Source organism: Citromicrobium bathyomarinum (assembly GCF_038594605.1).
In the GTDB taxonomy this organism is placed as follows: domain Bacteria; phylum Pseudomonadota; class Alphaproteobacteria; order Sphingomonadales; family Sphingomonadaceae; genus Alteriqipengyuania; species Alteriqipengyuania bathyomarina_B.
The window spans coordinates 321,021-333,626 of record NZ_JBCFZM010000001.1; the positions used below are offsets into that span (position 1 = coordinate 321,021).

At 62.4% G+C, this 12,606-nt stretch carries 12 protein-coding genes and 1 pseudogene; all 13 read left to right on the forward strand.

What is annotated here, in order from left to right:
• Positions 1-16 precede the first annotated feature (16 nt).
• The 13 genes and pseudogenes from AAG612_RS01480 to AAG612_RS01540 all read left to right on the forward strand — a co-directional run bounded on the left by AAG612_RS01480 (position 17) and on the right by AAG612_RS01540 (position 12,574).
• Positions 17-856 (forward strand): M48 family metalloprotease, encoded by an 840-nt coding sequence (locus tag AAG612_RS01480; RefSeq protein WP_342506547.1) that lies wholly within the window; start codon positions 17-19, stop codon positions 854-856.
• Between the two features lies 1 nt (position 857).
• Complete coding sequence (mce, locus tag AAG612_RS01485) at positions 858-1,313, forward strand: methylmalonyl-CoA epimerase (RefSeq protein ID WP_342506549.1); 456 nt, start codon at positions 858-860, stop codon at positions 1,311-1,313.
• 173 nt (positions 1,314-1,486) lie between these two features.
• Positions 1,487-2,098, forward strand: a complete 612-nt coding sequence (locus AAG612_RS01490; protein ID WP_342506551.1) for a glutathione S-transferase family protein — start codon at positions 1,487-1,489, stop codon at positions 2,096-2,098.
• A 51-nt stretch (positions 2,099-2,149) separates the two neighbouring features.
• Entirely contained in the window at positions 2,150-4,303 is a 2,154-nt protein-coding gene (scpA, locus tag AAG612_RS01495; RefSeq protein ID WP_342506553.1) for a methylmalonyl-CoA mutase, read from the forward strand.
• Complete coding sequence (locus tag AAG612_RS01500; protein WP_342506555.1) at positions 4,300-4,836, forward strand: hypothetical protein; 537 nt, start codon at positions 4,300-4,302, stop codon at positions 4,834-4,836. Before scpA ends, AAG612_RS01500 begins: the two co-directional genes overlap by 4 nt.
• Before the next feature lie 86 nt (positions 4,837-4,922).
• The gene (locus tag AAG612_RS01505) at positions 4,923-6,215 is read left to right on the forward strand and encodes an O-acetylhomoserine aminocarboxypropyltransferase (RefSeq protein ID WP_342506557.1); all 1,293 of its coding nucleotides are present in this window, start codon (positions 4,923-4,925) and stop codon (positions 6,213-6,215) included.
• A gap of 480 nt (positions 6,216-6,695) precedes the next feature.
• Positions 6,696-7,645: pseudogene (bioB, locus tag AAG612_RS01510) on the forward strand (biotin synthase BioB).
• Positions 7,642-8,493, forward strand: a complete 852-nt coding sequence (locus tag AAG612_RS01515) for an alpha/beta hydrolase (protein WP_342506560.1) — start codon at positions 7,642-7,644, stop codon at positions 8,491-8,493. Before bioB ends, AAG612_RS01515 begins: the two are co-directional and overlap by 4 nt.
• Positions 8,490-9,290 (forward strand): heme-dependent oxidative N-demethylase family protein, encoded by an 801-nt coding sequence (locus AAG612_RS01520; protein ID WP_342506562.1) that lies wholly within the window; start codon positions 8,490-8,492, stop codon positions 9,288-9,290. The genes AAG612_RS01515 and AAG612_RS01520 overlap by 4 nt, the downstream gene beginning before the upstream one ends.
• Positions 9,287-9,685 (forward strand): lysozyme inhibitor LprI family protein, encoded by a 399-nt coding sequence (locus tag AAG612_RS01525; protein ID WP_342506564.1) that lies wholly within the window; start codon positions 9,287-9,289, stop codon positions 9,683-9,685. The genes AAG612_RS01520 and AAG612_RS01525 overlap by 4 nt, the downstream gene beginning before the upstream one ends.
• Positions 9,685-11,721 carry an ATP-binding protein gene (locus AAG612_RS01530; protein WP_342506566.1) on the forward strand — a complete coding sequence of 679 codons (2,037 nt, stop codon included), beginning with the start codon at positions 9,685-9,687 and terminating at the stop codon, positions 11,719-11,721. The genes AAG612_RS01525 and AAG612_RS01530 overlap by 1 nt, the downstream gene beginning before the upstream one ends.
• Positions 11,722-11,767: 46 nt before the next feature.
• Positions 11,768-12,193 carry a hypothetical protein gene (locus tag AAG612_RS01535; RefSeq protein WP_342506569.1) on the forward strand — a complete coding sequence of 142 codons (426 nt, stop codon included), beginning with the start codon at positions 11,768-11,770 and terminating at the stop codon, positions 12,191-12,193.
• Positions 12,194-12,202: 9 nt separating this feature from the next.
• A complete protein-coding gene (locus AAG612_RS01540; RefSeq protein ID WP_342506571.1) occupies positions 12,203-12,574 on the forward strand; it encodes a tRNA-binding protein in 372 nt (123 codons plus the stop codon).
• The last annotated feature ends 32 nt before the right edge of the window (positions 12,575-12,606 follow it).

Consider the following 12,606-nt stretch of genomic DNA (forward strand, 5'->3'; position numbering starts at 1 on the left):
GCTCGTGTTAAGCTCTTTGAACGCATCGTATCTAGGGCAATTCCTAGCATTTGTCGCTCTAGGTTCTATCATAGATCAGTTGCTGGGAGAAAAAGCACGAGTTTCGGCTGCGAGATACGCTTTTGGTTGGGTAAAAGGGGGGTTTTCAGAATTTGAGAGCTCGTTCATTACCGGCCTAATTAGCTGGTTCTGCTCTAGGAGTGATATAGAGAAGATTTCAAAGGTAAGAGTATTTTTTCTTTCTCTATTTGTTTCGACATTTTATTTTATATTTTTATTTCTATTTAACGGTACGGGAGTTCTTGGTCCAGAAGATATGTTGTGGACCGCTAGCCATCCGCTTTGGATAGTTTTAATTGTATCTTCTATTGCTTGCGTGTTGCTGGCTTTGATATCATTCCCATTCGATTTTTACTCTATATATGTCTCGAAGAAATTATTCTATTATAAGTTCTACAATCCGAGTGATCTTCCGAAAAAGATTATCGATGATGCTGTAGACTCATCGGCTCCGGTTTTTGCACTATTTGGAGCAATTGGCGTAATTATTTTCCTGTACAGCACTATCAGCGGATCGAGCGTGAGTTTTTCACAGTTCGCTTATTCGTATTTGCTTGGGATGGGTTCGCTTTGGTTGTATTTCGTCCCAAATCTAATAGCCACGGTGTCACTCACCATAATTCAGATTTGCGGACTATTAGCCGCGATTTTTCTGCGTGGAGTTTTTTCTATTAAGGTTTTTCGAAGATTTGAAGAGAGTAGCCGTTTGAAGAAAAATCCGTTTCTCTACATGTTTTTGATTTTGGGTGTGATTGCCTCTCTGATTGACCTAGCTAGTTACTTTTGGAGATTTTGACATGAAACTCGGCCGTCTCAACCATATCGGCGTCGCGACGCCTTCGATCGCGGACTCCATTGCCTACTACCGCGACACGATGGGCGCGGTGCAGATTACCGAGCCGTTCGACCTGCCCGAACAGGGCGTGAAGGTGTGCTTCGTCGATACGCCCGACAGCACGGGCGAACTCGGCAAGGGCACGCAGATCGAGCTGATCGAGCCTTACGACGAAAGCTCCCCCATCAACGGCTTCCTCGCCAAGAACCCCGCCGGGGGCCAGCACCATGTCTGCTACGAGGTCGAGGATATCGAGCAGGCGCGCGAGTGGTTCGAGGGGAAGGGCAAGCGCATCCTCGGCCCCACGCGCATCGGTGCGCACGGCACGCCGATTTTCTTCCTCCACCCCAAGGACATGATGGGCCAGCTGACCGAGATCATGGAGAAGCCCAAGGAGGGCGCGCACTGGTCGAACTAGCGCCTCCCTCTCCCTTGATGGGAGAGGATACGAAGGCTTGCGAGCCTGCTCGCTAGCCGCAGTTGGAGATGGTGGGACATGCCCTGACCCCTCTCCAAGTTTCGCTAGCCCGCTTCGCGACCAAGCTGCACTATCCTCTCCCGCACGGGGAGAGGGAAGAGGAGAGGATGCCGATGCTGTTCTACGATAGCCCGAACCCCGCGCCCAATCCGCGCCGCGTTCGCATCTTTGCCGCCGAGAAGGGCATCGACCTCCCGAGCAAGGAAGTCTCGATCCCGCAGCGCGAGCAGAAGGCGCCCGAATACCTCGCCAAGAACCCGCGCGGGCAGACGCCGATCCTCGAGCTCGATGACGGCACGGTGATTGCCGAAAGCGTCGCGATCATGCGCTATCTCGAGGCCGCGCATCCCGAGCCGCCGCTGTTCGGCACCCGCCCGGTCGAAATCGCGACAATCGAGATGTGGTGCCGCCGGGTCGAGATGATCCTGATGCCGCCGGTCGCGCAGGTGTGGGTCCACACGCATCCTTTGACCGCCGCGCTGCCCGGACGCAATGCCGAGTGGGGCGAGGCCAACCGTCCGCGCGTTGCGGAGGCGCTGCGGTTCTTCGATGGCGCGCTGGCGGAGAGCAAATATCTCGCGGGCGACAGCTACACCGCCGCCGATATCCTGCTGCTGACCACGGTCGATTTTGCGCGCTTCATCGGCCTCGACACGACCGACGGGCTCGAAAATCTGGCGCGCTGGTACACGCTGGTTTCCGCGCGCGAAAGCGCCGCCGCCTGATCGGTGCAAGGTCTCTCGACTTCGATCGACCCGAGGGTCTAGGGGAGGGGCATGACCGACAAGACCCCCACATACGACGACTGGAAAGCCAAGGCCGACAAGGAAGTGAAAGGCCGCGATCTTACGTGGCACACCCCCGAAGGCTTCGATGTAAAACCTCTTTATACGAGCGCGGATGCCGAGGGGCTGGACCCCGGCGTTCCCGGTTTCGAACCGTTTACGCGCGGGCCCTATGCCAGCATGTATACCGGCCGCCCGTGGACGATCCGCCAGTATGCGGGCTTCTCGACCGCCGAGGAATCCAACGCCTTCTACCGCCGCAACCTAGCCGCGGGGCAGAAGGGGCTGAGCGTCGCCTTCGACCTCGCCACGCACCGGGGTTATGACAGCGACCACCCGCGCGTGGTCGGCGATGTCGGCAAGGCGGGCGTCGCGATCGACACCGTGGCGGACATGCAGATCCTGTTCGATCAGATCCCGCTCGACACGATGAGCGTGTCGATGACGATGAACGGCGCGGTGATCCCCGTGCTGGCGTTCTACATCGTCGCGGCGGAGCGTTCGGGCGTGTCGCAGGACAAGCTTTCCGGGACCATCCAGAACGACATCCTCAAGGAGTTCATGGTCCGCAACACCTACATCTATCCGCCCGAGCCGAGCATGCGGATCGTGAGCGACATCATCGCCTACACCTCCGACCACATGCCGCGCTTCAACAGCATTTCGATTTCGGGCTATCACATGCACGAAGCGGGCGCGACGGCGGTGCAGGAGCTCGCCTTCACCATCGCGGACGGCAAGGAATACGCCCAGCGCGCGATGGATACCGGCCTCGATATCGACGCCTTCGCCCCGCGCCTGTCGTTCTTCTGGGGCATCGGGATGAACTTCTTCATGGAGATCGCCAAGATGCGCGCGGCGCGACATCTGTGGCACGACGTGATGGAAGGGCTGGGCGCGAAGGACCCCAAGTCCAAGATGCTGCGCACGCACTGCCAGACCAGCGGAGTCTCGCTGCAAGAGCAGGACCCGTACAACAACGTCATCCGCACCACGATCGAGGCGATGGCGGCGGTGCTGGGCGGCACGCAGTCGCTTCACACCAATGCGCTGGATGAGGCCATCGCGCTGCCGACCGACTTCTCTGCCCGTATCGCGCGCAACACGCAGCTGGTGCTGGAGGAAGAGACCGGCATTACCAACGTCGCCGATCCGCTGGGCGGCTCCTATTATGTCGAGGCGCTGACCGCCAAGCTGGTCGAGGAAGCGAAAAAGATCATCGACGAGGTCGACGCGGCGGGCGGCATGACCAAGTTCGTCGCCACGGGTGAGCCCAAGCGGCGGATCGAGCAGGCGGCTGCGGAAAAGCAGACCAATGTCGACCGAGGCGAGACGGTGATCGTCGGCGTGAACAAGTACCGGCGCGACAAGGAAGACGAGATCGAGACGCTCGATATCGACAACCACAAGGTCCGCCAGAGCCAGATCGCGCGGCTGGAGAAGGTGCGGTCCGAACGCGACGAGATGGCCTGCCAGGCCGCGCTCGACGCGCTGTCGCGCGGCGCTGCGCAAAGGCAAGGCAACCTGCTTGCGCTGGCAGTCGAGGCCGCGCGCCACGACGCGACGCTGGGCGAGATTTCCAGCGCGATGGAAGACGTTTTCGGCCGCTATGACACCAAGCCAACCCCGGTGAAGGGCGTCTATTCCAAGGCCTATGCGGCGGATAGCCGCTACCAGCAGGTGGTTCAGGGCGTCGACGCGGTCGAGCAGCGGCTGGGCCGCAAGCCGAAGATCATGATCGCCAAGATGGGGCAGGATGGCCACGATCGCGGCGCCAACGTGATCGCGTCTGCTTTTGCCGATATGGGTTTCGACGTCGTCTCCGGCCCGCTGTTCCAGACCCCGCAGGAAACGCTCGAGATGGCGCTGGCCGAGGGGGTCGATGCCATCGGCGCGTCGTCCTTGGCGGCGGGGCACAAGACGCTGATCCCCGAGCTGATCCGGCTGCTGAAAGACGCAGGCCGCGCGGATATCAAGGTGACCGCGGGCGGTGTGATCCCGCAGAGCGACTACCAGTTCCTGCGCGATGCAGGCGTGCAAGGCATCTACGGCCCGGGCAGCAACGTGGTCGAATGCGCGGCGGATATGCTGCGCCTGCTCGGCCACAACATGCCGCCGCCCGATGATTCCGAGGAGAACGCATGATGCTGTTAAAATCGTTTTGGTTGTTCGCCGCGATACAGGCAGTCGGCACCGGGAATGCTGCCAATGAAGCAGCGGCAAGCCAACCTGCATTCGAACTTTTCAAAACGATTTGTTTCGATGCATTTCCCGATCCGGCCGCCGCCGCTGAGGCTATTGCGACGCACCCGGCAGGATTCGAGAAAATCGAGAAGAGCGGCATGTCGGCGACTCAACCGGGTGATGCGTGGACTTCGGGAGATATTACGGTCACCTATGTCAACGCGGATTGGTTGCCCCGCGATTTGCCATCTCCGCAATGCTCTGTCTCGGTGCCTCTGACGGCGGGCGCGTCGCATAGTGAGATCGCGACGGCATTCGGGTCGAATTTCAATTTGCCGAAAGGCAAGATCGGAAAGGAGAAACCGCGATCGATCAGCAGGTGGGATATGCCGGGTGAGGGCAAAGACACTTGGCGCATCTTCCTGGCTACCGAGCCCGATGGACAAGGTAGCACGCTTCAGATTTCGCTGCTGAATTTACGCGCGAACAAATAACCGCATTCCGCAATGCTCGGACGGGATCGGCAGCGAAACGGCAGCGCCGTCCGATAAAACCCCACGCCCACCAAACGGACCCCCACATGACCGATCTCCACCCCGAAACCCTCGCCGTCCACGCCGGGTGCGAGCCCGATCCGACGACGAACGCGCGGATCACGCCGATCTACCAGACGGCGAGCTACGTGTTCGACAGCCCCGATCATGCGGCCAACCTGTTCTCGCTGTCGGAATTCGGGAACATCTATTCGCGGATCATGAACCCGACCAACGACGCGCTGGAGAAGAAGGTTGCGGCGATGGAAGGCGGCGTGGGGGCGCTGGGCGTCGCCTCGGGCCATGCCGCGCAGCTGATCGCGTTCCACACGCTAATGGAGCCGGGCTGCAACATCGTTGCGGCGAAGAAACTGTACGGCGGATCGCTCAACCAGATGGGCGAGGCGTTCCTCAAGTTCGGCTGGGAAACGCGCTTCGTCGATGCCGACGATCCCGAGAATATCCGCGCCGCGATGGACGACAAGACGCGCTGCGTCTTCATCGAAAGCCTCGCCAATCCGGGCGGCGTGGTCAGCGATATTTCCGCGATTGCCGACATCGCCCACGCGGGCGGCGTGCCGCTGATCGTGGACAACACCATGGCTACCCCTGCGCTGTGCAAGCCGTTCGACTTCGGCGCGGACATCGTCACCCATTCGACCACCAAGTTCCTCAACGGCCACGGCAATGCCGTGGGCGGCGTGATCGTCGATAGCGGCAAGTTCGACTGGAAGGCGCAAGGCGACAAGTTCGCATCGCTCACCCGGCCCAACGGGTCCTACCACAGCGCGGTGCTGGTCGACGCGCTGGAGCCGGTCGGCCCTGTCGCCTTCATCATCGCCTGCCGCGTGCTCGGCCTGCGCGACCTCGGCCCCGCGCTCGCGCCGATGAACGCCTTCCTTGCGCTGACCGGCATGGAAACGCTGCACCTGCGGATGGAGCGGCATTGCGACAACGCGCTGGAGCTGGCCGAATGGCTCAAGGGGCACGAGAAGGTCGCGTGGGTTTCCTACGCCGGGCTGCGGGACAGCGATTATCGCGCGCTGGCGAACAAGTATCTCGGCGGACGCGGCGGCGCGGTGTTCACTTTTGGGTTGAAGGGCGGATATGACGCGGGGACGGCGCTGGTGTCCAACGTGAAGCTGTTCAGCCACCTCGCGAATATCGGCGACACCCGGTCGCTCATCATCCACCCAGCCTCGACCACGCATAGCCAGCTCGGCGAAACCGAACTGATCGCGGCGGGCGCGGGGCCGGATGTGGTGCGCGTGTCGGTCGGGATCGAGAATATCGAGGATATCAAGGCCGACCTCGAGCAGGCCCTAGCTGAGGTGGGCTGAGGGGCGGCGGAGTGACAATCTCTCACACCGTCACCCCGGGCTTGATCCGGGGTCCCGCTTCTTCTCTAGTACCACTCAGAAGGAAGCTCGCCCCCGCCTGCACGGAGGTGGTGAGGTGGGAGAGGTCTTGCGATGAAAAATCGCGCACATCGTCAATGAGGGATTTTCAGAGGACCTAATTGGCGTGCAGGAGCTCGCAGCACTGCCTTCGATCGGGACCATAATCACCGTATTGGATCGCAACTCCAACCTGCACCGTATCAAGGTTAGCAGCATCGAGCTTTTCGCTTTGTCTACCGATGAAGAGCGACGGCAAATGCAGGTTGCGACAAGCGGCGAGACCAGAGTCCGTATCACTGGAACAAATATAATGACTAACACCCACACCGACTGGGCGCGCGAGGAAATAGCCTCCCGTCACCCCGAACTTGTTTCGGGGTCCAGCCAGCCATCAGAACTGACGAACGAAAGGAAAGCTGGATGCTGAAACAAGTTCAGCATGACGGAGTGAGGACCGACTGGACCCGCGAAGAAATCGCGGCCCTCTTCGACCTTCCCTTTACCGAACTGCTGTTTCGCGCGGCGAGCGTTCATCGCGAGAACCATCCGCCCGAACAGGTCCAGCTGTGCACGCTGCTCAGCATCAAGACCGGCGGGTGTCCGGAGGATTGCGGATATTGCTCGCAGTCGGTGAAGGCCGATAGCGGCGTCGAGGCGACCAAGCTGATGGATGTGCGCGCCGTGCTGCAAACCGCGGCGCAGTCGAGATCGTGAAGGGCGTGCGCGCCATGGGTCTGGAGACCTGCATGACGCTGGGCATGCTGACGCCCAAGCAGGCGGCTATGCTGAAAGAGGCGGGGCTCGATTACTACAACCACAATGTCGACACCGGGCCGGAATATTACGAGCGCGTGATCTCGACCCGCAATTATCAGGACCGGCTCGATACGCTGCAGAACGTGCGCGACGCGGGGATTAACGTGTGCAGCGGCGGGATCGTAGGGATGGGCGAAACGCGCGAGGACCGTATCGGCTTCGTCCACACGCTCGCGACGCTGGAGCGGCATCCCGAGAGCGTGCCGGTCAACGCGCTGGTGCCGGTCAAGGGCACCGTGCTGGGCGACATGCTGGCCGACACGCCACTCGCCAAGATCGACGATATCGAATTCGTCCGCACCGTCGCGGTCGCGCGGATCACCATGCCGATGAGCATGGTGCGCCTCTCCGCTGGGCGTGAAAGCATGAGCGAGGCGACGCAGGCGCTGTGCTTCCTCGCGGGCGCGAACTCGATCTTCACCGGCGACAAGCTGCTGACCGCGCCCAATGCGGGTGACGACAGCGATGGCGCGCTGTTCGCCAAGCTGGGACTGACCCCGCTGATGCAAGAAGAACCCGCGCGGGCGTGCAAGGTTGCGGAGCCCGCCGAGTGATCGGCGCGCTCGCCGCGCTGCTGCTCGCCTCGGGCCAGCCCGCGGCTGTGCCGGAGCCCGAGCCGATCGTGGTGGGCGAGACCTATACGCTCGAGGCATTGGGTGCGGACCGGGCGGTCAACGTCATGCTGCCGTCCGATTACGCTGACCAGCCCGACAAGAGCTGGCCGATTGTAGTTCAGCTCGATGGCGGGGTGGATCAGGACCTGCTCCTGGGCAACGGGTTGGAGAAATGGAACCGCCTGTGGGGCCGCAGCCAGCCGGCAATCCTGGTCGGCATCCAGACAGTGGATCGCCAGCGCGAGCTGTTGCCTCCGACCTCTCTTGCGGGGGAACGCGAGGAATATCCCGCCGCAGGAGAGAGCGAGGCGTTTCGCACATGGCTGGCGGACGCGGTGCTCCCGCTCCTGCGCGAACGCTATCGCGATAACGGCACGATGATCCTGCTGGGCGAAAGCGTGGCGGGGCATTTTGTGGTCGAAACCTGGCTGGAGAGCCCCGAGCTTTTCACCGGCTATGCGGCGATTTCTCCCAGCCTTCAGTGGGACGGTCAGTCGCTTGCCCTGACCGCGAGCGCCCCTGTGGCATCGCGTCCGCCGCTATACCTGTCGCTCGCCGACGAGGGTGGCGAGACCGAGCAGGGCATGTTCGCGCTGCTCGGCAAGCTTGGGCAGGGGCAGGCCTACTGTTTCTCCGACCGGCGCGCCGACCTGCATCACTCCAACAGCCTGCACGCCCTGATGCCGGAGGCGCTGCAATATCTCCTGCCGACCGACGCGGACTGGCTTGATGAGTACGGGCTGGGCCTTCGCTGCGACCGGGGTGGACCGGGGCCTTCCGCACAGTGAGTCTCGGCTTCTCCGTCGACGAGCTGCTGCCCCGTGCACGTGGCGGAGGGCAGCTCAAGATGGGTCTGGTGAAGCTGGGCGGCAGCGAGTGGCTCCAGTCCGATCCCGATCTGGCCGCGCGGGCGGAGGGCTTCGCGGCATTTCCCGAGGGCATCCAGGTGACGCCCGAGGGCGAGGCCGCGGGCCGCGAGCTTGCCACCGGGCTCGACGTCTCAGGCGGGCTGGCCGAAGCGGCCCATGCGCATCACGAGGATATGTGCCTCCTGACTCGCCGCAATGGCGAGGAGCATTATCGCCTCGTGGGTGCTGCTGTCGCGTGGCCATCCGACTGGACGCCTGCGGACAAGATGGGACTGCCGCTGCGCGCGCTGCATGCGCCGATCCAGGGGTATGAGGAACAGCTGGCGAGCGGCGTCGACCGCTTCATGGAAAAGCTGCGACCCGGCCCGATCTATGGCCGCGCCAACTGGTTCATTGCCGCAACGCCCGACATGCGCTGGGTTGCGGAGCCGCCCGCCCGCGCCTTCGCCCATGTCACGCCCGAGAACGCAGGGAGCACGCTGTTCGTCCGCTCCGAACGGCAGACGCTGCGCCGCCTGCCGCGAACGGGGGCCATCCTTTTTACCATCGGGATATACGTCTCGCCGTTCGGGCGGCTGGCGCCCGCCAATGTCCAGCGGCTTGCCGATGCGATGCGGAGCCTGCTCGATGGCGAAGGAGAACGTAGGGGTGCAGGGGCTTACGCTCATGGTTTAATCGGCTATGCGGATGCGACCCAAGAGGAGAGCCGACCATGATCGTAACAGCTTTGGCATTGATGGCGAGCGCGCAAGCCGCCGAGCCGAAGGTCGATTGCGAAAACGCCATGACGCAGACCGACATGAACATCTGTTCGTGGCAGTCGTACCAGCGCGCCGATGCCGAACTGAATGCGGCGTGGTCCCGCGCGGCGGAGCGGGCAAAGGAAATGGATCGCAACGCCGCCGAATATGATGGCGATGCCGACGCCCATGCACGCCTCCTCGCCGCGCAGCGTGCGTGGCTCAAATTTCGCGATGCCCATTGCCTTGCCGAAAATGGCGAGCGTGAAGGCGGCGGCACCATCTGGCCGTTGCTGCAGAATAGTTGCCTCGAAGCTCTGACCGAGGCTCGCACCGCTCAACTGCGCCAATATGTCGAGATGCCTTACTGATGTTCAAAAAGATCCTGATTGCCAACCGTGGCGAGATTGCCTGCCGCGTGATCCAGACGTGCAAGCGGATGGGGATCGCCACCGTGGCGGTCTATTCCGATGCCGATGCGCGCGCGCCCTTCGTGAAGATGGCGGACGAGGCGGTCCATATCGGCGCGGCTCCGGCGGCGGAAAGCTATCTGCTGGCGGACAAGATCATCGAGGCGTGCAAGGCGACCGGGGCCGAAGCGGTCCACCCCGGCTATGGCTTCCTGTCCGAACGCGCGAGCTTCGTCGAAGCGCTCGACAAGGAAGGCATCGTCTTCATCGGCCCGCCGGCCACCGCGATCGCCGCGATGGGCGACAAGATCGAATCGAAGAAGCTGGCCAAGGAAGCGGGCGTCAACGTGGTGCCCGGATCGAAGGATGCGATCGACACGACCGAGGAAGCGCTGAAGGTCTCCAACGACATCGGCTACCCGGTGATGATGAAGGCGTCTGCCGGGGGCGGGGGCAAGGGCATGCGCCTCGCCTGGAACGACAAGGATGTCGAGGAAGGGTTCGAGGCGACCAAGCGCGAAGGTCTGAACTCTTTTGGCGACGACCGCGTGTTTATCGAGAAATTCATCGAAGATCCGCGCCATATCGAAATCCAGATCCTGGCCGACAGGCAGGGCAACACGCTCTATCTGAACGAGCGCGAGTGCAGCATCCAGCGCCGCCACCAGAAGGTGGTCGAGGAAGCGCCGTCGCCCTTCGTCACGCCCGAAATGCGCAAGGCCATGGGTGAGCAGGCAGTCGCGCTGTCCAAGGCGGTGGGATACCATTCGGCAGGCACGGTCGAGCTGATCGTCAGCGGCGCGGACAAGACGGGGGAGAGCTTCTACTTCCTCGAAATGAACACCCGCCTGCAGGTGGAACACCCGGTGACCGAGGCGATTACGGGCGTCGACCTGGTCGAATGGATGATCCGCGTGGCGGCGGGCGAAGAACTGCCCATGAAGCAGGACGACATCGGAATCGACGGGTGGTCGATCGAGACGCGCGTGTACGCCGAAGACCCCTACCGCAACTTCCTCCCCAGCATCGGGCGGCTGGTCCGCTACGAACCGCCTGTGCCGGGCTGGACCGGCGACAGCGGCCCCGCTGGGCGGCGCGGCTTCGAAACCGGCGGCGGCGGCGTGCGGGTCGACGATGGTGTGTTCGAGGGTGGCGAGGTCTCGATCTTCTACGATCCCATGATCGCCAAGCTGATCACCTGGGCGCCTACGCGCGATGCCGCGGCGGATCTGCAGGTGGAGGCGCTCGACGCCTTCCGCGTCGAAGGGCCGGGGCATAATATCGACTTCCTCAGCGCGATCATGCAGCACCCGCGCTTCCGCTCGGGCGAGCTGACTACGGGCTTTATTGCGGAGGAATATCCCGATGGCTTCGAGGGCGCGGCGGCGGACGAGGATCGCCTGCGGTTGGTCGCCGCCCTGATGGCGGGCGCGCAGTTCAGCCTCATGGCACACGAGGGCCAGATTTCCGGCCAGCTGAACGGTGCGGCCCACCCGCCCAGCGAGTGGGTGGTGAAGATGGACGGTCGGGTGTTCGACGTGACGCTGGGCGACGGCGGCGCGACCGTCGACGGTGAGTGGATCGCCGGGACAACCGACTGGCAGCCGGGCATGGTGCTGGCCGCGGCAAGCGGCAATGGCGAGAACCTGGCTATCCAGTTGCGTCGGACGAGCAGCGCGATGTGGGCGCTGACCACGCGCGGCAAGACGCACACAGGGCTGGCCTTACCCGCACGGCTCGCTCCGCTGCTCGATCACATGATCGAGAAGGAGCCGCCCGATCTTTCCAAGATGCTCATCTGCCCGATGCCGGGACTACTGGTGAAGCTGCATGTGGAAGAAGGCGAAGAGGTCCAGCCGGGCCAGCCGCTCGCCACGGTGGAGGCGATGAAGATGGAGAACATCCTGCGCGCCGAGAAGGAGGGCACGATCTCCTCGATCAACGCCGCCGAGGGCGACAGTCTGGCGGTTGACGAAGTGATCCTTGAGCTGGAGTGAGCCGCTGTTACGCTGGGGCAAGGACGTTCGAAATCGGGGGAAAGCAATGCGATATCTACCGGCAGGCTTGTTAGCAGCGTTTCTCCTCGCCGCGCCGCTGAGCGCGCAGGAGGAGCCCGCTCCTTCGGCACAGGACTGGCAGGCTCTCGAAAGCCGGGCGCAAGGCATGTTCGACCTGCTCAAAATGCAGAACAGCGAGCTTGCTGCTTCGTCGCTTTTCGAGGGTGTCGGCGAAGACACCACGGAGAAGATTGCCCAGTTTTCGGAGCAGCTCGACACGATGATCGAGAGCGATGGACCCCTGCTGGGATGCGAAGTCGTGAGCAGAAACAATTTCGGCAGTTACATGGCGAAACTGGTTTATGTCTGTCAGCACGCTCGCGATGTCGCGGTATGGACGCTTACATACGAGAAGCCGGGCAGGGGCTGGCAGATCACGAACGTCACTTTCACCACGAGTTACGAGTACTAGGGCCGGTCGATGCACCTCTCCCACGAACCCGATGCGCCTGCTGCTGAGGAAACGAGTTTCGACCAGTTTCTGAAGGTGGATATCCGCGTCGGCACCGTGGTCGCGGCGCGTGAATTCCCCGAGGCACGCAAGCCTGCCTACAAGCTGGAAATCGACTTCGGGCCGACCATCGGCGTGAAGAAGACCAGCGCGCAGATCACCGCGAACTACGCATGCGAGGAACTGGTCGGGCGGCAGGTGGCGGCGGTGGTCAACTTCCCGCCGCGCCAGATCGGGCCTGTCATGTCCGAGGTGCTGACGCTGGGCTTCGCGGACGAAGCGGCCGAGGTCGTGCTGTTTGCGCCCGACAAAAAGGTGCCGGACGGATCGCGTCTCTTCTAGGCGGGCACCCATCGGTTGTTAGTTTCGGAGCG